The organism is Shimia sp. W99, assembly GCF_053851455.3.
In genome coordinates this window covers 1,731,405-1,755,799 of the sequence record NZ_JBSQBU020000001.1, presented here as the reverse complement: position 1 = coordinate 1,755,799, position 24,395 = coordinate 1,731,405, and the positions used below count along the sequence as shown (strand labels likewise).

The following is a 24,395-nucleotide window of genomic DNA, read 5'->3' as shown; positions in this document are numbered from 1 at the left end:
GGATTACGGGCGTCGGCACCGCGAAAGGTGCGTGAGATCACGCACCCTACTGCGATGTAGGGTGCGTGCTTGCACGCACCGTGCCTTTACAGATCCATCAACAGGCGGCGCGGATCTTCCAGCGCTTCCTTGACGCGCACGAGGAAGGTCACGGCGCCTTTGCCGTCGACGATACGGTGATCGTAGGACAGGGCGAGATACATCATCGGGCGGATCTTGATTTCGCCGTTGATGACCATCGGGCGGTCCTGGATCTTGTGCATGCCGAGGATGCCGGACTGCGGGGGGTTGAGGATCGGCGAGGACATCAGCGAGCCGTAGACACCGCCGTTCGAGATGGTGAAGGTGCCGCCCTGCATCTCGGCCATGGAAAGCTTGCCGTCGCGGGCGCGGCGGCCTTTCTCACCGATGGCTTTCTCGATCTCGGCAAAGGACATCTGGTCGGCGTCGCGGATCACCGGAACCACCAGACCCTGCGGTGTGCCTGCGGCGATGCCCATGTGCACGAAGTTCTTGTAGACGATGTCGGTGCCGTCGATTTCGGCGTTGACCTCGGGAACCTCTTTCAGCGCGTGGCAGCAGGCCTTGGTGAAGAAGGACATGAAGCCCAGACGGACGCCGTGTTTCTTCTCGAACTGGTCCTTGTACTGGCTGCGCAGCGCCATGCATTCGGTCATGTCCACCTCGTTATAGGTGGTCAGGATCGCAGCGGTGTTCTGTGCATCCTTGAGGCGGCGCGCGATGGTCTGGCGCAGGCGGGTCATTTTTACACGCTCTTCGCGGGCGGCGTCATCGGCCGGAATCGGGGCGCGCGGCGCGGCGGCAACAGGGGCTGCAGCGGCCGGGGCCGGGGCCAGAGCGGCCTTGAGCACGTCTTCTTTCATGATGCGACCGTCACGGCCCGAGCCCTGCACATTGGCCGGATCGATGCCTTTTTCCGCCATCAGCTTATTGGCCGAGGGGGCGTTTTCCACGTCCGAGCGGCCCGCACCGGCAGCGGTTGCCGGAGTCTGAGCCGCAGCCGGGGCGGCGGGGGCGGGCGACGCGCCCGCAACAACGGCACCGGAGCCGGAGATCACGGCGAGTTTCGCGGATGCGTCGACGGTGGTGCCTTCGGGCGCGGTGATTTCGGCCAGAACACCAGCAGCAGGCGCGGGTACTTCGACCGAGACCTTGTCGGTTTCCAGCTCACACAGCATTTCGTCCTGCGCAACCGTGTCACCTACGGCTTTGAACCACGTGGAGACGGTGGCTTCGGTCACGGATTCACCCAGCGTGGGGACCATGACATCGACGCTGTCTCCGCCCGATGCGGGGGCGGCGGAGGATTCTGCGGCGGGGGCTGCTGCGGCAGGTGCGGCGGCGGCGCCATCCCCTGCGGCGATGGTGGCCAGCAGGGCATCAACACCCACGGTGTCACCTTCGGCGGCGACGATCTCGCCCAGAACGCCAGCGGCGGGGGCGGGAACTTCGACGGTCACCTTGTCGGTTTCCAGCTCGCAGAGCATTTCATCAACGGCAACTGCATCACCGGGCTTTTTGAACCAGGTGGCGACGGTGGCCTCGGTGACGGATTCGCCAAGTGTGGGGACGCGAACTTCGGTCGTCATCGCTTAGTTTCCTTCCATGGAGAGCGCGGCTTCCACCAGCGCTTCTTGTTGTGCTTTGTGTTGGCTTGCCAGACCGGTTGCAGGCGAGGCCGATGCGGGGCGGCCTGCATATACCGGGCGGGTGTGTTTGGCACCGATGCGGGTCAGGGCCCATTCGATGTTGGGTTCGATAAAGGTCCAGGCGCCCTGGTTCTTGGGCTCTTCCTGACACCAGACCATTTCTGCGCCCTTGAAGCGTTCCAGCTCCTTGACCAGCGACATCGCCGGGAAGGGATAGAACTGTTCGATGCGCATCAGGTAGACATCGTCGATCCCGCGGGCGTCGCGTTCTTCCAGCAGGTCATAATAGACCTTGCCCGAGCACATGACGACGCGCTTGATGTCCTTGTCCTTTTTCAGCTTGGTGTCCGAGTGGCCCTTTTGGGCGTCATCCCAGAGCACGCGGTGGAAGCTGGAGCCGGTGGTGAAATCCTCGGCGTCGCTGATGCAGAGCTTGTGACGCAAGAGCGATTTCGGGGTCATCAGGATCAGCGGCTTGCGGAAGGTCCGGTGCAGCTGGCGGCGCAGGATGTGGAAGTAGTTGGCCGGGGTCGAGCAGTTCGCTACGATCCAGTTATCGCCGCCACACATCTGCAGGAAGCGTTCCAGACGGGCCGAAGAGTGTTCCGGACCCTGACCTTCGAAGCCATGGGGCAGGAGTACGGTCAGACCCGACATGCGCAGCCATTTGCTTTCACCCGAGGAGATGAACTGGTCGAACATGATCTGGGCGCCGTTGGCAAAATCGCCGAACTGGGCTTCCCACAGGGTCAGGGCGTTTGGTTCGGCAAGGCTGTAGCCATATTCAAAACCCAGAACCGCATATTCGGAGAGGGCCGAGTCGATGACTTCGTACTGGGCCTGGCCGTTGCGGATGTTGTTGAGCGGGTAATAGCGCTCTTCCGTGTCCTGGTTGATGATGCCCGAGTGGCGCTGCGAGAAGGTGCCGCGGGTGGCGTCCTGACCCGCGAGGCGGACCGGGTAGCCTTCGGTCATCAGCGAGCCAAAGGCCAGCGCCTCGGCCGTAGCCCAGTCAAAGCCCTTGCCGGTTTCGAACATCTTGCCACGGGTATCGAGAAGACGGCCCACGGTTTTGTGCACCGGGAAGCCCTCGGGCACGGTGCTAAGCGCGGTGCCGATTTCCTTGAGCGTGCTTTCCTCGATCGAGGTCTGGCCGCGCTGGTAGTCTTCTTTCTGCTTGTCGAGATGCGACCAGCGCCCATCGAGCCAGTCGGCCTTGTTGGGTTTGTATTCCTTGCCGGCCTCGAACTCTTCGTTGAGGTGGGCCTGGAACGCGGCCTTCATGTCCTCGATCTCGCCTTCGGGGATCAGCCCGTCCTTGACGAGACGCTCGGTATAAAGCGTCAGCGTGGTTTTGTGCTTTTTGATCCGCTTGTACATCACCGGGTTGGTGAACATGGGCTCGTCGCCCTCGTTGTGACCAAAGCGGCGGTAGCAGAACATGTCGATGACGACATCTTTCTGGAACTTCTGGCGGAATTCGGTTGCGACCTTGGCGGCGTGTACCACGGCCTCGGGGTCGTCGCCGTTCACGTGGAAGATCGGCGCCTCAACCACCAGCGCGTTGTCGGTGGGATAGGGGGACGAGCGCGAGAAGTGGGGCGCGGTGGTAAAGCCGATCTGGTTGTTGACCACGATATGCATCGTGCCGCCGGTCTTGTGACCGCGCAGACCCGAGAGGGCGAAACATTCTGCCACGACGCCCTGACCTGCAAAGGCCGCATCGCCGTGCAGCAGCACCGGCATGACCTGGGTCCGGGTGGCGTCCTTGAGCTGGTCCTGCTTGGCGCGGACCTTGCCCAAAACCACCGGGTTCACAGCCTCGAGGTGCGAGGGGTTGGCGGTCAGGCTGAGGTGAACGGGGTGGCCGTCGAACTCGCGGTCCGAGGAGGCGCCGAGGTGGTATTTCACGTCGCCCGAACCGTCGACGTCTTCAGGTTTGAAGCTGCCGCCCTGGAATTCGTTGAAGATCGCCTTGTAGGGTTTGGCCATGACGTTGGCGAGCACCGAGAGGCGGCCACGGTGGGGCATGCCGATGACGATTTCTTTCAGCCCGAGGTTGCCGCCGCGCTTGATGATCTGCTCCATCGCGGGGATGAGGGATTCACCACCATCGAGACCAAACCGCTTGGTCCCCATGTATTTCACATGCAGGAACTTTTCGAAGCCCTCGGCCTCGACCAGCTTGTTCAGGATGGCCTTACGACCTTCGCGGGTGAACTTGATTTCCTTGTCATAGCCCTCGATCCGTTCCTTGAGCCAGCCGGCCTGTTCGGGATCGGAGATATGCATGTACTGGAGCGCGAAGGTGCCGCAATAGGTGCGCTTCACGATGTCCATGATCTGGCGCATCGTCGCGATGTCGAGGCCGAGAACCTTGTCGATGAAGATCGGGCGGTCCATGTCAGCATCGGTGAAGCCGTAGGATTTCGGGTCCAGCTCGGGGTGCGGGGTCTGGTCGCGCATGCCCAGTGGATCAACGTCGGCAATCAGGTGGCCGCGAATACGATAGGCGCGGATGATCATCAGGGCGCGGATCGAGTCGAGCACCGCGCGTTTGATCATGTCGTCGGAAACCTCGACGCCCTTTTCGGCGGCCTTCTTCTTGATCTTGTCGCCTGCGCCCTTGATCTCGGGCTCGGCCCATTCGCCGGTCAGCGAGGCGGTCAGATCATCATTGGGGATCGGCGGCCAGTCATTGCGCGCCCAGGAGGGGCCGGAGGCCTCGGCCTTGACGTCCATCTCGGCATCGCCCAGTTGGCGGAAGAATTCCTGCCAGACCTCGTCAACGGCGTTGGGGTCATTGGCATAGCGGGCATACATCTGTTCGAGATATTCCGCGTTGTGCCCCTGCATGAAGGAAGAGGCGTGGAAGATGTCGTTGGGGCTTTGGTCGGTCATTGATGACTCCCGATCCAGACGGTTTCTATTGTCGTTGTCCGCAAACGCGGAAAAGGGACCGGGCGCTTGGGCCCGGTCCCCTCGATTTCAGGGCTTAGCCCAGTTCGATCGCTTTGAGCACGGCTTCGCCCAGACCAGCGGGGCTGTCTGCGACAACGATACCGGCCTCTTTCATGGCGTTGATCTTGTCTTCCGCGCCGCCTTTACCACCGGCAACGATGGCACCGGCGTGGCCCATGCGGCGGCCCGGAGGCGCTGTGCGGCCAGCGATGAAGCCAGCGGTTGGTTTCCAGCGACCCTTCTTGCGCTCGTTGGCGAGGAATTCGGCGGCTTCTTCTTCTGCCGAACCACCGATCTCACCGATCATGATGATCGACTGGGTTTCGTCGTCCGAGAGGAACATGTCCAGCACGTCGATATGCTCGGTGCCCTTGATGGGGTCACCACCGATGCCAACAGCAGTCGATTGGCCAAGGCCGATGTCAGCAGTCTGTTTCACGGCTTCATAGGTAAGCGTACCCGAGCGCGATACAACACCCACCGAGCCACGCTTGTGGATGTGGCCGGGCATGATGCCGATCTTGCAGGCGTCAGGGGTGATGACACCGGGGCAGTTCGGGCCGATCAGGCGCGATTTGCTGTCCATCAGGGCGCGCTGCACCTTCATCATGTCCAGAACCGGGATACCTTCGGTGATGCAGACAATCAGTTCCATCTCGGCGTCGATGGCCTCGAGGATCGAGTCGGCTGCGAAGGGCGGGGGAACATAGATGACGGAAGCATTGGCTTCGGTCTTGGCCTTGGCTTCGTGCACCGAGTTGAAGACGGGCAGGCCGAGATGCTCGTTGCCGCCCTTGCCGGGGGTTACGCCGCCGACCATCTTGGTGCCATAAGCGATGGCTTGTTCAGAGTGGAAGGTGCCCTGCGAGCCGGTGAAGCCCTGACAGATGACCTTGGTGTTTTCATCTACGAGAATAGCCATTTTCTATTCCTCTCTTGGTGCAGATATGGCGATGGAACCACCTGCAATACCCATGCTTTTCGCGCTAGAGACGACCAAATGGCCGAGCCCCGGTGCGAGACTAATTTCCCAGACTTGCTGCCTTTGACCGTCGATCTCGTCATCAAAGATGAGGCGATCCACATCGACAAGCTGCAATATCTCTTTCGTCGTTTCGTCGATAGTAGTGTGAGGGTTTGCTACTGCGCATGTTTCCAGCGGTTCCCCATCCATTATGGTGGATGAAACCGAAAGGAAGTAGAGTTCGGGTAAGGATTCACCAACACGCCACATTTTGTAGTCAGCGTTCGGATCTTGCGGAGCCAACATAAGGGCTTCATCCTCACTCAGTTCAACAAACCCAAAAACACGAGCCGCGGCTTCGACTTTGTCCCTGCGACCAGCATTCTGGACGCAGTGGCCGACAAACCCGTGGGCAAGTTCTTTGGGAGTGATGTACTCCTCGGCAACAGCGGCGTGCCCGCAAAAAGCGGTAAAAATCACCAAGATTTGCAGGCACGACTTAAGCATTAGCCCTTCACCGCTTTCACGATTTTCTCTGCGCCGTCCGACAGGTTGTCGGCGGCGATCACGTCAAGGCCGGAGCCGTTGATGATCTCTTTGCCGGCTTCCACGTTGGTGCCTTCGAGACGGACAACCAGCGGCACCTGAAGGCCCACTTCTTTCACGGCTGCCACAACGCCCTCGGCGATCACGTCACAGCGCATGATGCCGCCGAAGATGTTCACGAGAATGCCTTTGACGTTGGGGTCAGAGGTGATGATCTTGAACGCTTCGGTGACTTTCTCCTTGGTTGCGCCGCCGCCCACGTCGAGGAAGTTGGCAGGCTCTGCACCGTAGAGTTTGATGATGTCCATGGTCGCCATCGCGAGGCCCGCGCCGTTCACCATGCAGCCGATTTCACCGTCCAGAGCGATATAGTTGAGGTCGTATTTCGACGCTTCCAGCTCTTTGGGGTCTTCTTCGGTGGTGTCGCGCAGCTCGGCGATGTCCGGGTGCCGGTAGACGGCGTTGCCGTCAAAGCCGACCTTGGCGTCGAGCACCTTGAGCGAGCCTTCGTCGGTGATGATCAGCGGGTTGATTTCCAGCATCTCCATGTCCTTCTCAACGAAGGCTTTGTAGAGCTGACCCATCAGTTGGACGCATTGCTTGACCTGCGCGCCGGACAGACCGAGCGAGAAGGCGATGCGGCGGCCGTGGTAGGGCTGATAACCCGTGGCGGGATCAACGCTGAACGACAAGATTTTTTCTGGGGTCGCGGCGGCGACTTCTTCGATGTCCATGCCGCCTTCGGTCGAGCAGACGAAGGAGATGCGCGAGGTCTGACGGTCGACGAGCAGCGCAAGATAGAGTTCACGCTCGATGCCGGAGCCGGCTTCGATGTAGATGCGGTTGACCTGTTTGCCCGCCGGGCCGGTCTGGTGGGTCACGAGGGTGCGGCCCAGCATCTTCTTGGCTTCTTCAGCGGCTTCTTCCACCGACTTGGTCAGGCGCACGCCGCCTTTTTCACCGGCGTCGGCTTCCTTGAAGGAACCTTTGCCGCGGCCACCGGCGTGGATCTGGGCCTTCACAACCCAGAGCGGGCCATCAAGTTCGCCAGCGGCGGTTTTGGCTTCATCTGCCTTGAGAACGACGCGGCCTTCGGAAACCGGGGCGCCGTAAGTGCGAAGAAGTGCCTTCGCCTGGTATTCATGGATGTTCATGGAACTGTCCCATCTTGCTGCGGTTGCAAGCGGTTTTGGCACAGTTCAACCTTGTGTCTAAGCGTTTTTTGCGTTGAATGCTGTTTTTTCTGAATTTGTGATCACAGCGAGAAAAGCTGTGATCACAAAATCGGTTTTTGTCGCTTGAGAGGCGCGAAACAGCTTTGATCAAGGGGGATAGAGTTGCATCAGGATCGAGTCGGAGAGACGTTCGAGAAGGAATGCGCGGTCCCTTGAAGCGAGGCCTTCGTAGCTGGCGGCAGCGGCGCGTTTACGAAAGTTTTCAGTCTTGGCAAAGGGGCGGAAAGCGCGTTGTCGGGACAGGAAACCCCGAATGTCGTGATCGGGCAGGGCGTCTGTGACCGGGTGTCCGGGCGCGAGGCCGATGGCGCGCAGAGTCCGGTCCGGTTCCTGCACCAGATCCTCGTAGCGCAGTAGGCAACTGTTGTCGTAGCGGGTGAGCAGGTCGGCATAGGCCTCCATCTTGGCGGCGAGCATGTCGGGCAGGGAAGGAAACAGGCGTGGGCCAAGGCTGTCGCGGGCCACGGTCAACCATGGCTGCCGGATGAAGGTGCCGAAATCGCGGGGGATGGCGACAAGTGCGTGAAACGGGTTCTTGTGCATCGAGCGCAGCCAGCTTGCGGGGTGGCGCACGATGATCAGGACGCCCGGAGATTTGTGGGCCAGGAAATCATGTGTGAAGCGGTGATCGGGTGCCGCGTGTTTCCAGCCGCCATTGTCGGGCAGCTGGGCATGATGCATGTGGTCGATCATCGCTTCATGCGCGGCCTGGCCCCGGTCGCCTTTTGGAAACGGGCCGTCTGGCGGCGCCGGGGTCATGTTCGGTGACAGGATCGGGATGTTTTCGTGCAGATATACATCCACATGTTCACGCAGCAGCGTTTCCAGAACGTTTGTGCCAGAGTTGCGTTCACCCAGAACCTTGATCCCGGCGTCTGGTGAAAGCGTGCGATTATGTCCGATCAACATGCGTCAGGGCTCCGGTCCGTTCGGGGCGCAAACTTGCAGGTTGGTGCCTGATGGCAAGTCGAAAAACAAAAAAGCCCGCCGGATCGGCGGGCTTTCTCTGATAGGGTATGCTGTGGCTTATGCCAGCGAGCTGTCGATGCCCTTGCAGGCGTCCACGAGGCCCTGAACCGCCTTGACCGACGTGTCGAACATTTCCTGCTCTTCCTTGTTGAGCTTGATGTTCACGATCTTTTCGACGCCACCAGCGCCGATCACGGTCGGCACGCCGACATACATGTCCTTGACGCCAAGGTCGCCGTCGCAATAGGCGGCGCAGGGCAGAACGCGCTTCTGGTCTTTCAGATAGGCTTCGGCCATTTCGATTGCCGAGGCGGCAGGCGCATAGAAGGCCGAACCGGTTTTCAGCAGGCCAACGATTTCGGCGCCACCATCACGGGTGCGCTGAACCATCGCGTCCAGTTTCTCCTGCGTGGTCCAGCCCATCTCGATCAGGTCGGGCAGCGGGATACCGGCAACGGTCGAGTAGCGCACCGACGGCACCATGGTGTCGCCGTGGCCGCCCAGAACAAATGCGGTCACGTCGCGCATCGAGACGTTGAATTCTTCGGCGAGGAAGTGACGGAAGCGGGCCGAGTCCAGCACGCCGGCCATGCCGCAGACCTTGTTCGCGGGCAGGCCCGAGAATTTCTGCAGTGCCCAGACCATTGCGTCGAGCGGGTTGGTGATGCAGATCACGAATGCGTCGGGTGCGTGGTCGCGGATGCCTTCGCCAACCGACTTCATCACCTTGAGGTTGATGCCGAGCAGGTCGTCGCGGCTCATGCCAGGCTTGCGAGCCACACCGGCGGTCACGATGCAGACGTCGGCGCCAGCGATGTCGGCATAGTCGCTGGTGCCGGACATGGCGGCGTCGATTTTTTCGACGGGGCCGGATTCTGCGATGTCGAGCGCCTTGCCCTGGGGCAGGCCGTCAGCGATGTCAAAGAGGACGACGTCGCCCAGTTCCTTGAGCGCTGCGAGGTGGGCGAGCGTGCCGCCGATGTTGCCTGCGCCGATAAGGGCAATCTTGGGTCTGGCCATTGGAAGTATCTCCGGTCGATTGAAATATCGCGGTTGGCTTAGGGCGAATCCGGCGTTGACGCAAGTGTTTGCAGGCGCGGCGAACCGCAGCAGGGCGGAGAATGCTGCAGATGCACATTGCCGTTGAGGGGCGGGCTGCGCTGTTGAGGGACGCCCGACAACGCGCTTGCGAGGGGATGGGCGGGGGGCTACAACTATCTTCAACAGAAAGACATTTGAGGGATGACGGACAGATGAAAACAGCCGTGAAATCGTTGATGGTACTGGCATTGATGGGGATGACGCTGTCGGCGTGCGGGAATGGCGGCAACACGACCAACAATGTGTCGACCACGACGCTTGGTCAGGAGCTGGCCGATCTGGACAAGGCCTATGCCGCTGACCTGCTGACCGAAAAAGAGTACGAGGATCAGCGCAAGGCGCTTCTCAAGAAATACAAGTGAGCACGGGCGCGAGGCCGTCATGGGCAAGGCACCGACAGGGCTGAGCCATGATTGATTCTCCGGGTCTGTTTGCATTTGCCGCGCTGGCCGCGGCGTTTGCCGGAATATCGAAAGGCGGTTTCGGAAGCGGAGCCGCCTTTGCCAGTTCTGCGCTTTTGGCCATCGTTTTGCCGCCAGCGCAGGCTTTGGGGCTGATGCTGCCGCTCTTGATGCTGATCGACGTTGCGACGTTGCGACCCTATTGGCGCAAATGGAGCCTGGTGGACGCGCGGGTTCTGCTGATCGGATCGGTGCCGGGCGTGGCGCTGGGGGCGGCACTGTTTTCCGTGGCCAACGACGATGTGTTGCGCCTTTTGATTGGTGCGGTTTCGCTGGGCTTTGTGGCGTGGCAACTTTGGCCGCGCCGGGGGCGGCCGCGCAAGTCAATGCCGGAATGGGTGGGGTTTGTCGCCGGGGCCGTCGGGGGGTTCACAAGTTTTGTCAGCCATGCAGGGGGGCCGCCGGTCGCGGTTTACCTGCTCTCACGCGGCGTGAGCAAAACCGCGTACCAGGCGACGACGGTTCTGATTTTCTGGGTGATCAATATCGCCAAGGCCGTGCCTTATGCGTTTCTAGGGGTGTTCAAGCTCCAGACGCTTTGGGCCGATCTGCTTTTGGCGCCTTTTGCGCTTATGGGGGCGTGGATCGGGGTCAAGGCGCATTACGCGATTCCCGACCGGGCGTTCTTTGGACTAACCTACCTTTTGCTTACCCTGACGGGGAGCAAACTGATATGGGATGCGCTGAACTGAGGGCCGGGGCGGCATGCGCACCCGGCCCCGTTGGATCATGTCATGCGCCTTCGCCCAGAGGCGGCAAGGGTTCGGCAAGGGTCTGGTAGGCTTCGCCGCTGGCGACAAGACAGGTCGCGCCACCCGGGAAGGTGACGGTGATCGTCCAGCTGCCCGAGCTTTGCGAGGCAAAGACTTCGAGAACGGCACCTTGGGCAGCCAGCCCGATAGCCTGCCGGGTTTCGCCATAGCCTTCGGCCAGACGTTGCACCACGGCCTCGCGGGGGCCGCAGTTGCGGGCGTTTTGCGCCTCGACCAGCTGAGCGCCCGCAATCAGAAGGCCAAACCCCATCGCCAGTGCCAGAGTTTTGTGTTTCATCGGTTGGTTCCTTTCTCACATGCGGGGAAATCCCCGCGTTTTCCATGGTGAATCGAACCTTCTGGTGCCGTGCCTCCCACCCGTGTCCGATGGAAACAGGCTGCCTTTGGAGGCGCAAAAACAGGGTTAATGTGGCGTTCGGTGCTGCGCGATGGCAATTTCTTCTGCGTTGCGGCAATTTCGTTCTTGAAGTATTTGGGAAAAAATGCGCAGTTTCGCGCAACTTTATTACGGAGAGACTCATGGATCAGCGCGCACGCCCCTATCGTTCAGTACTCTACATTCCCGGTTCCAAGGATCGGGCGCTCGAAAAGGCGCGGACCTTGCCGGTGGACGCGATCATCTTTGACCTCGAAGACGCCGTGGCGGTCGAGGAAAAGGAAAACGCGCGCGACACGCTGAAGGCAGCACTTGCGGCGGGTGGCTATGGCGACCGGGTGCGGATCGTGCGGATCAACGGGCTGGACACGCAATGGGGTGAGGCCGACGCCAAGGCGGCCGCCGAGATGGATTGTGATGCGGTTCTGCTGCCCAAGGTGGAAAGTGCTGCACAGCTTGATGCGCTGGCCGCGCTGGTCGGGGACAAACCGCTTTGGGCGATGATGGAAACGCCGCGCGGCATGCTGAATGCGACCGAGATCGCCGCGCACCCGCAGCTCAAGGGCATGGTGATGGGTACCAATGACCTTGCCAAAGAGCTTCAGACCCGGTTCCGTGCCGACCGTCTGCCGATGATGGCAGGGCTGGGCCTGTGCCTGTTGGCGGCCAAGGCCGAGGGCGTGATCATCGTGGATGGTGTTTATAACGCGTTCAAGGATGCCGAGGGGCTGAAGGTGGAATGTGATCAGGGCCGCGACATGGGCTTTGACGGCAAGACGCTGATCCACCCCGCGCAGGTGGATGTGGCCAACGAGGCCTATGCCCCGAGCGAAGCGGAAATCGATCTGGCCGAGCGCCAGATCGCGGCCTTTGAAGAGGTCGAGGCCAACGGCCAGGGCGTGGCCGTGGTGGACGGCAAGATCGTCGAGAACCTGCATGTCGTGACGGCGCGTGAAATCCTGGCAAAGGCAAGTGCAATCGCGGCGCTTTCGTCGTAAGCCTGTTCCCTGAAGCAAACAGGGGAGTTTGACATGGTACTTTTGATCTTGGGTGTCCTGCTATGGGTGGCAGGGCATTTCTGGAAGCGGGCGATGCCGGATGCGCATGCCCGCATGGGGGATCGCGCACGGGGTGTTTCGGCGCTGATCATCTTTGCTGGCGTGATCGCGATGATTTTTGGCTATCGCATGGCCCCGGTGGTGGACCTTTGGTACCCACCGACGTGGACATGGCATATCAACAACCTGTTGGTGCTGATCGCGATCTTCATGATGAGCCCGGCGCCGCGCAAGGGCAAGCTGCTCAACAACATGCGTCATCCGCAGTTGGCGGGTTTCCGGGCCTGGGCCTTTGCGCACCTGCTGGTGAACGGCGATCTGGCTTCGCTGATCCTGTTTGGCGGGCTGTTCGTCTGGGCGCTGGCCGAGGTTGTGGTGATCAACAAGGCCGAAGGATCGTGGCAGCCGACCGAGCGCGGCACGATTGCCAAGGACGGCATGTTCCTTGTTGCGTCGCTGGTGCTGATGGCGGTGATCGGGTGGATCCATGGCTGGCTGGGCTACTGGCCGTTTCCGGGGTGAATGAGATGAAGCTGTATCGTTTTCTGTCCGAAGAGGACACATCGGCCTTCTGTCACAAGGTGACGGATGCGTTGAACAAGGGGTGGGAGCTTTATGGCTCCCCCACGCAGACATTCTGTCAGGCCACCGGCGTCATGCGCTGTGGGCAGGCAGTCATCAAGGAGGTCGAGGGCACCTATACCCCCGACACGAAGCTAGGAGAGCACTAGATGGCCAAGACCAATCCGGGCCGGTTTTTCGAAGACTACACGCTGGGCCAAGTGATCGAGCACGCGGTGCCACGCACCGTGTCGGGGGGCGAGCGGGCGCTCTATCACGCGCTCTATCCTGCGCGCCACGCGCTGTATTCGTCGGACGCATTTGCGCAGGCTTCGGGCCTGCCGAAATCGCCGATCGACGATCTGGCGGCGTTCCACGTGGTCTTTGGTAAAACCGTACCGGATGTGTCGCTGAACGCGGTGGCAAACCTTGGTTATGCCGAGGGGCGCTGGCTCAAGCCGGTTTATGAGGGCGACACCCTGCGTTCGACGTCGGAGGTCATCGGGCTCAAGCAGAACTCGAACGGCAAGACCGGGGTGGTTTACGTGCGTACCCGCGGCATGAACCAGCGCGACGAGGTCGTGATGGAGTACGTCCGCTGGGTGATGGTGCGCAAACGCGACGTGGATGCGCCCGCGCCCGAGGCCGTGGTGCCCGAGCTTTCCAAGGTGATCGATGCTAAGGATCTGGTGATCCCAGAGGGTCTGGATTTCTCGAATTATGACTTCACGCTGGCTGGCGAGCCGCATCGCTGGGGCGATTACGAGATTGGCGAAACCATTGACCACGTCGACGGTGTGACGCTGGAAGAAGCTGAACACATGATGGCCACGCGGCTTTGGCAGAACACGGCCAAGGTGCATTTCGACGCCACGTTCCGCCCGGACGGGCAGCGCCTGATCTATGGTGGGCATATCATTTCGCTGGCGCGCGCGCTGAGCTTTAACGGGCTGGCCAATGCACAGATGATCGTGGGTCTGAACGGTGGCGCCCATGCGAACCCGGCGTTCTCGGGGTTGACCGTAAAAGCTTGGTCGGAAGTGCTCGACAAGGCCGAGACCGATTTGCCCGGTGTGGGCGCGATTCGGTTGCGGCTGGTGGCGACCAAGGGCGGGGCGCCGTTTGCGCTACGTGGCGAAGACGGGAAGTACTTGCCCGAAGTGCTGCTTGACCTAGACTACTGGGCGTTGATGCCGGTCTGATCGGCGCATGATACGCGCCATCCTGACGACTTTGATTCTGGTCTCGGCCTGCCCTGTGCAGGCCGAGTTGCGTTTTGACCGTACCGACGAAGACGAGATTGCCGGTGCCAACGGTAATACCTTGGAAATTTTTTCCTGAACCGGGGCACGCGCTGATCGACTGTTCCGACCTATCGGAAGCGCGCGGGGTTATCTGTAGGCGCCGAGCGGTTCCAGCGATAGGGTGAGGTATGATTGCCCGATTGGCCCTTTCCCTGATGATGACATGCGCGTCGTTGGTTCCGGCGCGGGCCTGTGACGTGGCATTGTTGCTGGCCGTGGATGTGTCGGGCAGTATTGATCCTCTCGAATACAAGGTTCAGATGGAAGGCCTTGCCGCTGGTTTGCGGGACGGCGTTGTGGTCGAGGCGCTGGTGCGCGGACAGAGCGCGGTGGCGTTGATGCAATGGACGGGCGAGGGGCGACAGGAACTGGTGCTGCCGTGGTTTCAAGTGCGTAGCCCGGCCGATGCCGAGGCGTTTGCTCAAGCCGTAGAGGCCATGCCGCGGGTCTGGGACAAGTATTCAACGGCGGTGGGCGAGGCGATGTTGATGGCGCTCAAGGCATTTGAAAGCGCGCCGGCCTGTTTGCGCAAGGTGGTTGATGTGTCGGGTGACGGGTTTTCCAATGAAGGCTTGGAGCCCGCGAAGGCGCGGGAAGCAATGGTCAGGGCCGATGTGACTGTCAACGCGCTGGTGATCGAAACCAACGAGATCGACCTGACGGCCTATTTCTGGGAAAATGTGATCACAGGCGCGGGTGCGTTTGTTGTCACAGCCAACGGATTTCCCGATTACCCGGCGCGCATTCGCCAAAAACTGATCCGTGAACTGGCCCGACAAATGTCGTCTCTTGCACCGTGACGGGTCGCTATCGGTGGACCAAGTGTCGCCAAACCCCTTGAGAGCGCAAACATTCAGGGTTTACCCGACTCGCCACATCGCGGGAAACAGCGGGAAGGTGGGGGCGAGCGGACATTAAGCGGGCTCAAACTGCGAAAATGTGATCACGAACAAATTTCAGTGATCACAAATCCTCCAAAATCTGACCCATTGCGCCAAAAAACCGCGCCTTTTAGGCTTTGCTCAGAGTGACAGAGACAAAAAAACCTTTAGTAAAGGACGCAAGGGAACCTGAAAGGATTCAGAATGGCTGATGCGAAAAGGGTTGAGCGCCCGCTTTCTCCTCACCTGACGGTCTATCGCCCGCAGTTGACTTCGGTCACGTCGATCCTCACGCGGATCACCGGGAATGCGATGATTGTCACGGCTTTGTTGATTGTCTGGTGGCTGGCAGCGGCGGCTGCGGGACCGGATTACTTTGCGGCTGTGAATGGCTTTGCCACCGGATTTATCGGTGACGTGCTGTTCAGCCTGTCGCTTCTGGGCATCTGGTATCACTACCTCGCCGGGCTGCGTCACCTGATCTATGACGCCGGGCGCGGGCTGGACATTCCGACCGCCGAAAAGCTTGGCTGGGCCTGCATCATCGGTTCGGTCGTGCTGACCGTTCTGACCATGATCATCGTATAAGGGGGCGACCATGCGTTATCTTACCGACCGCAAGCGCGCCGAAGGACGCGGCGCTGCACACGCAGGGACAGAGCACCACTGGTACATGCAGGTCAGCGCCGTTGGCCTGGCCCTGATCATTCCGGTTTTCATCTATATCTTCGGCAGCGCCCTTGGGGGCGGTCATGCCGAGGTGGTGGCCACGTTCGGCCGCCCGTTCCCGGCGATCGTGACCGCGCTGGTCTTGGTCTTTGGCATGCAGCACTTTGCAAAGGGTGCACAGATGATGATCGAGGACTACTTCCGCAAGTCGACCAAGAAAATCCTGATCATGTCGGTGATCATCCTGAGCTATGGCATCACCGCCATCGGCTTGTTCGCGCTGGCAAAAATCGCGCTGTGAGGACCTGAGACATGGCTGAATACGAATACGAAACACATGAATATGACGTGGTTGTCGTAGGCGCCGGCGGTGCCGGTCTGCGCGCCACGCTCGGCATGGCCGAACAGGGCCTACGCACCGCTTGCGTCACCAAGGTGTTCCCGACCCGCTCGCACACTGTGGCGGCACAGGGTGGCATCGCGGCGTCGCTGTCGAACATGGGCCCGGACAACTGGCAGTGGCACATGTATGACACCGTCAAGGGGTCGGACTGGCTGGGCGACACGGACGCGATGGAATATCTCGCCCGCGAAGCGCCCAAGGCGGTTTACGAGCTTGAGCATTACGGCGTGCCGTTTTCGCGCACCGAAGAGGGCAAGATCTATCAGCGCCCGTTCGGCGGCCACACCACCGAGTTTGGTGAAGGCCCCCCCGTGCAGCGGACCTGTGCCGCCGCCGACCGGACCGGCCACGCGATCCTGCACACGCTCTATGGCCAGTCGGTCAAGAACAACGCCGAATTCTATATCGAGTATTTCGCGATCGACCTGATCATGTCCGAAGACGGACAGTGTCAGGGGGTGGTCTGCTGGAAGCTGGATGACGGCACCATGCATGTCTTCAACGCCAAGATGGTCGTTCTGGCCACGGGTGGTTATGGTCGTGCTTACTTCAGCGCGACCTCGGCCCATACCTGTACCGGCGACGGTGGCGGGATGGTGGCCCGCGCGGGCCTGCCGCTGCAGGACATGGAATTCGTTCAGTTCCATCCGACCGGCATCTACGGCTCGGGCTGTCTGATCACCGAAGGGGCACGCGGGGAAGGTGGCTACCTGACCAACTCCGAAGGCGAGCGGTTCATGGAGCGCTATGCGCCCAATTACAAGGACCTCGCGCCGCGTGACTATGTTTCCCGCTCCATGACCATGGAAATCCGCGAAGGCCGCGGTGTGGGTGAGCATGGCGATCACATCCACCTGAACCTCAACCACCTGCCCGCCGAAGCGCTGGCCGAGCGCCTGCCGGGTATTTCGGAAAGCGCCAAGATCTTTGCGGGTGTGGACGTCACCAAGGAACCGATCCCGGTTCTGCCGACGGTGCATTACAACATGGGCGGTATCCCGACCAACTATTGGGGTGAGGTGCTGAACCCGACCGCCGAAGATCCGACCGCCGTTGTGCCGGGTCTGATGGCCGTGGGCGAAGCGGGCTGTGCCTCGGTGCATGGCGCGAACCGTCTGGGCTCGAACTCGCTTATTGACCTCGTGGTGTTTGGCCGCGCTTCGGCCATTCGCGCGGGCAAGGTTGTGGATGCGGATGCGCCGAACCCGGTTCTGAACCAGGCGTCGGTGGACAAGGCATTTGACCGGTTCGACGGTCTGCGCAACGCCAAAGGTGGCACGCCGACCGCGGAACTGCGTCTGGAAATGCAGCGCACCATGCAGTCGGACGCAGCTGTGTTCCGGACCGACAAGACCCTGAAGGAAGGCGTCGAGAAGATGACCGCGATCGCGGCCAAGCTGGACGATCTGCACGTGACCGACACATCGCTGGTGTGGAACACGGACCTGATGGAGACGCTGGAACTCACCAACCTGATGCCCAACGCGCTGGCCACGATCCACGGCGCAGAGGCCCGCAAGGAAAGCCGTGGCGCGCATGCGCACGAGGATTACTCGGAGCGGGATGACAAGAACTGGCGGGTGCATACCGTCAGCCGCGTCGAAGGCAACAAGGTTGACCTGAGCTATCGCCCGGTCATCGTTGATCCGCTGACCACCGAGGATGAAGGTGGCATCAGCCTCAAGAAAATCGCGCCCAAGGCGCGGACGTTTTGATGGCGGCGCCCGTGAAGCTGTTTTTTTGTGCTGCAGTCTTTGGGCTTGGGGTCGGTGCGGGCGTTCCTGCGCCAACCCAGGCTCAGGACGCGGCGGCCGCGCAGCATGTGCGTTCTTGCATGAAAGAAACCCGCGCGCCCGGCAGCTATGCCTATATTCAGACCGGAGGCGTTCCGCGCGTGGGAGCCGCCGATGGTGGCACCGAGCGCGGCGCGCACGACATCAATGACTGTCTGCAAGACCGCTACTCTGTTCAATATGGCTCGAATGCAGGCGTCGTGCGGACCTCCAGCGGATCCGGAAACGAGGTGCCTGCCGCGTCGCAGTGCAAAACCACGCGTAACCAGCAGAAGGTGATCGGTGGTGTTCTGACGGCGGGCGTGTTCGCAGTGGCGGGCGCGACCGGCGCTGGCGCTCTGTTCTGGGGCGGCGTTGCCGCGGGCGTAACCGGGAACCGCGAATACCGGGATTGTCTTGATCGTGCCGGTGTGACGCGCCGGGGCTCGGAGAAACAAGAGCACGGCCACTTTGTCTGTTCCCGCTCTTCGAAGGGCATGTATGGCGGAAGTGGCTATTGCTAAAGAGAAAATTGCTGAGGCGTCGATACCCGATTGAGGTCGCTCATGGCATCGGCAGCTGATTGTAGGAGACAGACAAATGGCTGAATTCAAACTCCCGAAGAACTCGCGCATTACGACGGGCAAGACATGGCCCAAGCCGGAAGGCGCGACCAATGTCCGCAAGTTCCAGATCTATCGCTGGAACCCGGATGATGGCAAAAACCCGCGTGTCGACACCTATTTCCTCGACATGGACAAGTGCGGCCCGATGGTTCTGGACGCGCTGATCAAGATCAAGAACGAGGTCGATCCGACCCTGTCGTTCCGCCGGTCTTGCCGCGAGGGGATTTGTGGCTCCTGCTCGATGAACATCGACGGGATCAACACGCTGGCCTGTATCTATGGGCTGGATGAGATCAAGGGCGACGTGAAGATCTATCCGCTGCCGCATATGGCGGTGGTCAAGGACCTGATCCCGGACCTGAACCACTTCTACGCGCAGCACGCGTCGATCATGCCGTGGCTGGAAACCAAGACCAACCGTCCGGCAAAAGAGTGGAAGCAGTCGATAGAAGACCGCAAGAAGCTTGATGGCCTGTATGAATGCGTGATGTGCGCCAGCTGCTCGACGTCCTGCCCGAGCTACTGGTGGAACAGTGATCGGTATCTTGGCCCGGCCGCGTTGCTCCACGCTTATCGCTGGATCATCGACAGCCGTGACGAGGCCACCGGCGAACGTCTGGACGAGCTGGAAGACCCGTTCAAGCTTTATCGCTGCCACACGATCATGAACTGCGCCAAGACCTGCCCCAAGGGGCTGAACCCCGCGAAGGCGATTGCCGAGATCAAGAAGATGCTGGTCGAGCGCCACGTCTGATTGCAGGCTTGAAGCTTTTCGAGAAAGCCCGTTCCATTGGAGCGGGCTTTTTCTTTTGGGGAAAGGGGCTTGACCGGGTGCGGGGGGCGCCGCCAGCTTGGGCGCAGGAGGTGGGATGGAACAGGGCAGTTTGATGCAGGCGCTTTTGCTGGCGACGCTGGCAGGGGCCTCGATCCCGGTTGGAGCGGCTTTGACGTGGTTTGAAGGCTGGCTGCCGGAACAGGAAGACAATACGCTGCGCCATTTTGTGATGGCCTTTGGCGGCGGGGCGCTGGTCTCGGCGATTGCATTGGTGCTTGTGCCTGAAGGCGTGGAGATGCTCGCGCCGGGCTGGGCGGTGGCGCTGTTTGGATTGGGCGGGCTGGCCTTTATGCTTGTGGATCGCGCGCTGGATCAGAGCGGCAGCAAGGCGGCGATGTTTCTGGCGATGTTGCTGGACTATGTCCCTGAGGCGCTGGCGCTGGGGGCGTTGTTGACGGCCAAGGCGGACGTGGCGCTGCTGATGGCGGCAATGATCGCCCTGCAGAACCTGCCCGAGGGGTTCAACGCCTTTCGCGAGATGACCGGAGCGGGCCTGGCGCGGGCGCGGGTCATGGTTGTGTTCCTTTTGATGGTCCCAGTCGGACCATTGGCGGCGTGGGTGGGTCTTAGCTTTCTCAGCGATGCGCCGGGGATGCTTGGGGCGGTTATGCTGTTCGCCTCGGGTGGCATCCTTTTTCTGCTGTTTCAGGACATCGCGCCGCGCGTCCCGCTCAAACACCATTGGGTGCCTAGCTTTGGCGCCGTGGCGGGGTTCATGCTTGGGCTGGCGGGCTATCTGATCACCAATTGACGTAAGGAAAATTGCGCTAAGCGCATGGCACAATTGCAGAAATGGGGGATGAAATCCCACCTGCGCAGGCATAGGTTCCGGGGCAGGGAGGAGGTTTGACAGCAGTAAGGATAGACAGATGTCGACCTCGCAAAACCGCCCCGAAGACTTTGCCGCACGCGCGCTCGAGTTGCTGGAACAGGCCTATGCCTACTACACTCCGCCGCTGAAAACCGTTCCACGCGGAGAGGCCAAGCCCGAGAGCGAAACCTACTATGAGTACGTCAAAGCCGCTTGACGAATGGGCGCCCCGGTTCTGACCATGTGGGGCGCCTTTTCATTTACGTCAGGTTCGGCTTGGTGATCGCCTGCCCCATAATCTAGGTTTGTCATGAGAGGAGAATTTCATGGCAGACGTTATTATCATCGGGGCAGGGTTGGCCGGGCTTGTGGCGGCCGCAGAAGCGGCAGAGCGGGGGCGCAAGGTGCTCTTGCTGGACCAGGAAGGCGAACAGTCGCTGGGTGGTCAGGCGTTCTGGTCCTTGGGCGGATTGTTCATGGTGGACACCCCCGAACAGCGCCGGATGGGAATACGCGACAGCCATGCACTTGCCCTGAGCGACTGGATGGGATCTGCGCAGTTCGACCGCCCCGAAGATGAAAACCCCCGCAAAGTGGCCGAGGCCTATCTTGAGTTTGCCGCAGGAGAGATGCGTCCGTGGCTCGCAGAGCGCGGACTTCGCTGGTTTCCCGTCGTTGGCTGGGCCGAGCGCGGCGGCGACATGGCGCATACGCATGGCAATTCGGTGCCGCGCTTTCACCTGACATGGGGCACGGGCCCGGGCGTTGTGGCCCCGTTTGAACGCCTTGTGCGCAAGGCGGTTGATGAAGGCAAGATTGCCTTTGGCTTCCGCCATCGTGTCACGCAGTTGATCGTGGAAAATGGCGTGGTCAAAGGGGTCAGTGGCGAGGTCCTTGCCGCGGACGATGCCGCGCGTGGACGGTCGACCAATCGTGACGTGGTTGGGGATTTCGAACACCGCGCCGAGGCCGTGATCGTCACGTCCGGCGGCATCGGCGGAGATCATGATATGGTGCGCCGGTATTGGCCCGAAGACCGTCTTGGCAAAGCGCCCAAGCGCATGGTGGCCGGGGTGCCGGATTATGTGGATGGCCAAATGCAGCGTGTTGCGGAAGGCGCAGGCGCAGCGATCATCAATGGCGACCGGATGTGGCATTACACTGAGGGGCTGGCGAATTGGGATCCGATCTGGCCCAATCACGGCATCCGCATCCTGCCGGGGCCGTCCTCGATGTGGTTTGACGCGTTGGGCGAACGTATGGAAGCGCCTTATTTGCCGGGGTTTGACAGTCTTGGGACATTGAAACGTATCCTGTCGACGGGGCATGAGCACAGCTGGTTCATCCTCACTCAGAAGATCATCGAAAAGGAATTCGCTCTGTCCGGGTCAGAACAGAACCCGGACCTGACATCTGGCAAATGGCAGGAGGTGCTCAAGGCCCGTATCATGGGCAAGGGTGCCCCGGCGCCAGTCGAGGCGTTCAAGCGTAAGGGCGAGGATTTCGTAGTTGCCGAAAGCCTGCCGGAACTGGTGCGCGGCATGAATGCGCTGACGCCGGAAACGCCGGTGGCGTTCGAGAAAATCCTTGCCCAGATCGAGGCGCGGGATGCGCAGATCGAGAACCCCTTTTCCAAGGATGCGCAGGTCACAGCCATTCGGGGTGCGCGCCAATACCGGGGTGACAGGCTGATCCGTACAGCCAAGCCGCACCGCATTCTGGACCCGGCCAATGGGCCATTGATCGCCGTGCGGCTCAACATCCTGACACGCAAATCGCTGGGCGGGCTGCATACCGATCCGACCGGGCAGGTTCTGCGTCCGGACTGGCGTGCGTTCGAGGGGCTGTTCGCGGCGGGCGAAGTGGCGGGATTCGGGGGCGGTGGATATCACGGCTACAACGCTCTGGAGGGCACATTCCTTGGCGGGTGTATTTTTTCCGGGCGCGCCGCGGGCCGGTCAGTTTGAGGGATTGTCCTGCAAGTATATGAAAAGTATATAAAAAATATTATTGTGTGTTGCTGAAAAGAAAATGCTTGATTGAAATTGGCTTTGGCCCGATATGGCGTATCAAGACGCCAACGCACGCGCCTCTGTCGTAAGGGTCGCCCCCAAGTTACGTAGCGACGGTAACGTCTCCCTTTGAGTTTTGACCCGCCGGGTCAGGTCTTTTGGAGATGACCAATGTACGCATACGCAACCGGGGCTTTCGCCCCCGATCACGAGTCGCGTGGTATTTCACGCGCAGAAGCTTTCATCCTGCAAAACCGTTTTGAACGCCCGACGTTGGTTCTGGATACCGAGGCCGTTGCCCGCCAGTACGACGCGCTTAAGGCGGGTCTGGGGCGGGCTGTTATCCACTATGCGGTCAAGGCAAACCCGGCGCCGGAAATCCTGAAGACGCTCTGCGCGCTGGGCAGCCGCTTTGATGCCGCAAGCCGTGCCGAGATCGAGATGTGCCTTGCCGTCGGGGCTTCGCCTGCGCATGTGTCCTTTGGCAATACCGTCAAGAAACCTGCCGACATTGCTTTTGCTTATGGGGCAGGCGTGGAGCTTTTTGCCGTGGATGCCGAAGAAGAGCTGGAAAAGCTTGCGGAGTTCGCGCCGGGCGCCAAGGTCTATGTGCGCCTGATCGTCGAGGCCACCGAGGCCGACTGGCCGCTGACCCGCAAGTTCGGCTGCGCACCGGGCAAAGCGGTGTCTCTCATGGATTATGCGGTGTCACTGGGCCTGTGCCCGGTGGGCGTATCATTCCATGTCGGCTCGCAGACGCGGCGCGCCGCGATGTGGGCGCCCATTCTGGATCAGGTGGCGGGTGTCTGGGCCGACGCGAAAGCGGCCGGTCATGACCTTTCGGTGCTCAACATCGGTGGTGGTTTCCCTGCGTATTACGGCGTGGAAATACAGGGTGCGACCTCCTATGCCGCTGAAGTCATGGAACAAATCGCAACCCGTTTTGGCAATGTCGCACATGTGATGGCCGAACCGGGGCGGGGTCTCGTGGGGGAATGCGGTGCAATTGCCGCCGAGGTTCTGCTGGTCAGCCGCAAGTCGGACAACGACCTGCATCGCTGGGTTTACCTTGATATCGGCAAGTTCTCGGGATTGGCCGAAACTCTGGACGAAGCGATCCGCTACCAGTTTCTTACCGAGCGCGACCATGAGGACACCGGGCCTTGCGTGCTGGCGGGTCCGTCCTGTGACAGCGTGGATGTTCTATACGAAAAACAGCCCGTGCAATTGCCGCTGGGCCTGAAATCCGGCGATCGTATCGTGATCCGCAACTGCGGTGCCTATACCTCGACCTATGCCACGGTCGGCTTCAACGGCTTCCCGCCGTTGGACGTGATCGCCATCTGAGGCTTGCCAATCCCGGGGAGGGAGGGTTCATTCGGGGGAGTTCGCAACAAGGGAGCCCCCCGAATGGCCCACATTCCCGAGGATGCCGCCGCGCGCCGCGCGATCAAGCCCGTCATCTGTTACCCGAACGAGACCCTGCCTGTGCCGCCAATGGCGCTTTACCAATCGGCGCGCGACACGGCCCGGAAAACGGGCGAGGTGCTGATCCCGCCGCGCGAGGCGCGGTGTTTTTCGGTGCCTGCCGGGCATTTCTTTCGCATTTCCTCGGTCGAGGGGCCGCAGGTGGGCGACCTCAACCTGTGGAACGCGCACGACCTCAACGAACGGTTCTACTCCGGCAAGACCCGCGCGCTGCATGGCACACACCTGACCACGGGCATGCGGATGTGGTCGTCCTTTCCTTCTTTGCGTCCGATGGCGACGATTCTGGAGGATACGCTGGAATGGTATGGAAAAGATGAATGGGGCGGGTCGGTACATGACGTGATCGGCACGCGCTGTGATCCCTACACGGGTAATCTGCTTTCGGGGAGCCAGTATCACCATTGCTGCCATTCCAACCTGACGCGGGCGCTGGCCGAGGAAACCGGGCTTGATCCAAAGGTGGCAGAGCGACAAGTACATGACGTGCTCAACGTCTTCATGTGCACCGGTTTCACCCGCGAAACGGGGCAGTATTTCATGAAGGCCAGTCCCGTGCGGCCCGGCGACTACCTTGAATTCTTTGCGGAAATCGACCTGCTGGGGGCGCTGAGTGCCTGTCCCGGAGGGGATTGCTCGTCGGAACACTCCTCTGATAGTGCAGCCTGTTATCCATTGCTGGTCGAGGTGTTCGAACCGGAAAAAGAAATCTTGAAGGATTGGACCCCACCTTCGGTCAATGGCTATGACCGCAGCCATGGGCTTGGTTAACCAAGTCTTGCGCATCCGTTCCCGGCAGGGTGGCGCAAGTGGCGCGAATCCGATGCGATGGCCTTGGTTAACAGGCAAAACCACGATCGGTTATGCATCGGTTTCACGTCGGTATTGCGTCGGTATGAAGCGGCGTTTCCCCACAGGT

26 protein-coding genes are annotated in these 24,395 nt (G+C 60.8%); 18 read left to right on the top strand and 8 right to left on the bottom strand.

Going from position 1 to position 24,395, the window contains the following annotated elements; all coding sequences use genetic code 11:
- Window positions 1–86 precede the first annotated feature (86 nt).
- The 7 genes from odhB to mdh form a co-directional block, all read right to left on the bottom strand.
- Complete coding sequence (gene odhB / locus ACS3QZ_RS08690; protein ID WP_456037482.1) at window positions 87–1,610, bottom strand: 2-oxoglutarate dehydrogenase complex dihydrolipoyllysine-residue succinyltransferase; 1,524 nt, start codon at window positions 1,608–1,610, stop codon at window positions 87–89.
- A gap of 3 nt (window positions 1,611–1,613) precedes the next feature.
- A complete protein-coding gene (locus ACS3QZ_RS08685) occupies window positions 1,614–4,571 on the bottom strand; it encodes a 2-oxoglutarate dehydrogenase E1 component (protein WP_456037481.1) in 2,958 nt (985 codons plus the stop codon).
- 94 nt (window positions 4,572–4,665) lie between these two features.
- A complete protein-coding gene (gene sucD / locus ACS3QZ_RS08680; protein WP_093090210.1) occupies window positions 4,666–5,553 on the bottom strand; it encodes a succinate--CoA ligase subunit alpha in 888 nt (295 codons plus the stop codon).
- Window positions 5,554–5,556: 3 nt separating this feature from the next.
- On the bottom strand, window positions 5,557–6,102 hold the full coding sequence (locus ACS3QZ_RS08675; protein ID WP_456037480.1) for a hypothetical protein: 546 nt from the start codon (window positions 6,100–6,102) through the stop codon (window positions 5,557–5,559).
- Window positions 6,102–7,295: an ADP-forming succinate--CoA ligase subunit beta gene (gene sucC, locus ACS3QZ_RS08670; RefSeq protein ID WP_456037479.1), complete on the bottom strand. Its 1,194-nt coding sequence runs from the start codon at window positions 7,293–7,295 to the stop codon at window positions 6,102–6,104. Before sucC ends, ACS3QZ_RS08675 begins: the two co-directional genes overlap by 1 nt.
- Window positions 7,296–7,463: 168 nt before the next feature.
- Window positions 7,464–8,285, bottom strand: a complete 822-nt coding sequence (locus ACS3QZ_RS08665; protein ID WP_456037478.1) for a hypothetical protein — start codon at window positions 8,283–8,285, stop codon at window positions 7,464–7,466.
- A gap of 117 nt (window positions 8,286–8,402) precedes the next feature.
- Window positions 8,403–9,365 carry a malate dehydrogenase gene (gene mdh / locus ACS3QZ_RS08660; protein WP_093090202.1) on the bottom strand — a complete coding sequence of 321 codons (963 nt, stop codon included), beginning with the start codon at window positions 9,363–9,365 and terminating at the stop codon, window positions 8,403–8,405.
- A gap of 233 nt (window positions 9,366–9,598) precedes the next feature.
- On the opposite strand from mdh, the gene ACS3QZ_RS08655 reads away from it, so the two are divergent.
- On the top strand, window positions 9,599–9,808 hold the full coding sequence (locus ACS3QZ_RS08655; RefSeq protein ID WP_456037477.1) for a hypothetical protein: 210 nt from the start codon (window positions 9,599–9,601) through the stop codon (window positions 9,806–9,808).
- A 47-nt stretch (window positions 9,809–9,855) separates the two neighbouring features.
- The gene (locus ACS3QZ_RS08650; protein ID WP_456037476.1) at window positions 9,856–10,599 is read left to right on the top strand and encodes a sulfite exporter TauE/SafE family protein; all 744 of its coding nucleotides are present in this window, start codon (window positions 9,856–9,858) and stop codon (window positions 10,597–10,599) included.
- A gap of 40 nt (window positions 10,600–10,639) precedes the next feature.
- Here ACS3QZ_RS08650 and ACS3QZ_RS08645 read toward each other — a convergent pair whose 3' ends face one another.
- Window positions 10,640–10,957 (bottom strand): hypothetical protein, encoded by a 318-nt coding sequence (locus ACS3QZ_RS08645; RefSeq protein ID WP_456037475.1) that lies wholly within the window; start codon window positions 10,955–10,957, stop codon window positions 10,640–10,642.
- Between the two features lie 242 nt (window positions 10,958–11,199).
- Here ACS3QZ_RS08645 and ACS3QZ_RS08640 point away from each other — a divergent pair, with 242 nt between their 5' ends.
- The 16 genes from ACS3QZ_RS08640 to ACS3QZ_RS08565 all read left to right on the top strand — a co-directional run bounded on the left by ACS3QZ_RS08640 (window position 11,200) and on the right by ACS3QZ_RS08565 (window position 24,247).
- The gene (locus ACS3QZ_RS08640) at window positions 11,200–12,054 is read left to right on the top strand and encodes an HpcH/HpaI aldolase/citrate lyase family protein (RefSeq protein WP_456037474.1); all 855 of its coding nucleotides are present in this window, start codon (window positions 11,200–11,202) and stop codon (window positions 12,052–12,054) included.
- Window positions 12,055–12,087: 33 nt separating this feature from the next.
- On the top strand, window positions 12,088–12,636 hold the full coding sequence (locus ACS3QZ_RS08635; protein ID WP_456037473.1) for an NnrU family protein: 549 nt from the start codon (window positions 12,088–12,090) through the stop codon (window positions 12,634–12,636).
- A 5-nt stretch (window positions 12,637–12,641) separates the two neighbouring features.
- Complete coding sequence (locus ACS3QZ_RS08630) at window positions 12,642–12,845, top strand: DUF1737 domain-containing protein (protein ID WP_127113724.1); 204 nt, start codon at window positions 12,642–12,644, stop codon at window positions 12,843–12,845.
- Window positions 12,846–13,877 carry a MaoC family dehydratase gene (locus ACS3QZ_RS08625; protein WP_456037472.1) on the top strand — a complete coding sequence of 344 codons (1,032 nt, stop codon included), beginning with the start codon at window positions 12,846–12,848 and terminating at the stop codon, window positions 13,875–13,877.
- 7 nt (window positions 13,878–13,884) lie between these two features.
- Window positions 13,885–14,016, top strand: a complete 132-nt coding sequence (locus ACS3QZ_RS08620; protein WP_456037471.1) for a hypothetical protein — start codon at window positions 13,885–13,887, stop codon at window positions 14,014–14,016.
- 91 nt (window positions 14,017–14,107) lie between these two features.
- On the top strand, window positions 14,108–14,779 hold the full coding sequence (locus ACS3QZ_RS08615) for a DUF1194 domain-containing protein (protein WP_456037470.1): 672 nt from the start codon (window positions 14,108–14,110) through the stop codon (window positions 14,777–14,779).
- A gap of 285 nt (window positions 14,780–15,064) precedes the next feature.
- Window positions 15,065–15,448, top strand: coding sequence for a succinate dehydrogenase, cytochrome b556 subunit (gene sdhC, locus ACS3QZ_RS08610; RefSeq protein WP_456037469.1), 384 nt, complete (start codon window positions 15,065–15,067; stop codon window positions 15,446–15,448).
- 10 nt (window positions 15,449–15,458) lie between these two features.
- Window positions 15,459–15,830: a succinate dehydrogenase, hydrophobic membrane anchor protein gene (gene sdhD, locus ACS3QZ_RS08605; RefSeq protein ID WP_093090187.1), complete on the top strand. Its 372-nt coding sequence runs from the start codon at window positions 15,459–15,461 to the stop codon at window positions 15,828–15,830.
- 11 nt (window positions 15,831–15,841) lie between these two features.
- Complete coding sequence (gene sdhA / locus ACS3QZ_RS08600; protein WP_456037468.1) at window positions 15,842–17,647, top strand: succinate dehydrogenase flavoprotein subunit; 1,806 nt, start codon at window positions 15,842–15,844, stop codon at window positions 17,645–17,647.
- A gap of 119 nt (window positions 17,648–17,766) precedes the next feature.
- The gene (locus ACS3QZ_RS08595; protein ID WP_456037467.1) at window positions 17,767–18,228 is read left to right on the top strand and encodes a hypothetical protein; all 462 of its coding nucleotides are present in this window, start codon (window positions 17,767–17,769) and stop codon (window positions 18,226–18,228) included.
- A gap of 76 nt (window positions 18,229–18,304) precedes the next feature.
- Entirely contained in the window at window positions 18,305–19,084 is a 780-nt protein-coding gene (locus ACS3QZ_RS08590; protein ID WP_456037466.1) for a succinate dehydrogenase iron-sulfur subunit, read from the top strand.
- A gap of 115 nt (window positions 19,085–19,199) precedes the next feature.
- Window positions 19,200–19,916 (top strand): ZIP family metal transporter, encoded by a 717-nt coding sequence (locus tag ACS3QZ_RS08585; protein ID WP_456037465.1) that lies wholly within the window; start codon window positions 19,200–19,202, stop codon window positions 19,914–19,916.
- Window positions 19,917–20,034: 118 nt separating this feature from the next.
- On the top strand, window positions 20,035–20,193 hold the full coding sequence (locus ACS3QZ_RS08580; protein WP_165609980.1) for a hypothetical protein: 159 nt from the start codon (window positions 20,035–20,037) through the stop codon (window positions 20,191–20,193).
- A gap of 109 nt (window positions 20,194–20,302) precedes the next feature.
- Window positions 20,303–21,943 (top strand): FAD-binding dehydrogenase, encoded by a 1,641-nt coding sequence (locus ACS3QZ_RS08575; protein ID WP_456037464.1) that lies wholly within the window; start codon window positions 20,303–20,305, stop codon window positions 21,941–21,943.
- 216 nt (window positions 21,944–22,159) lie between these two features.
- A complete protein-coding gene (locus tag ACS3QZ_RS08570) occupies window positions 22,160–23,335 on the top strand; it encodes a type III PLP-dependent enzyme (protein WP_456037463.1) in 1,176 nt (391 codons plus the stop codon).
- Window positions 23,336–23,398: 63 nt separating this feature from the next.
- A complete protein-coding gene (locus ACS3QZ_RS08565; RefSeq protein ID WP_456037462.1) occupies window positions 23,399–24,247 on the top strand; it encodes an urea carboxylase-associated family protein in 849 nt (282 codons plus the stop codon).
- Window positions 24,248–24,395: the final 148 nt, after the last annotated feature.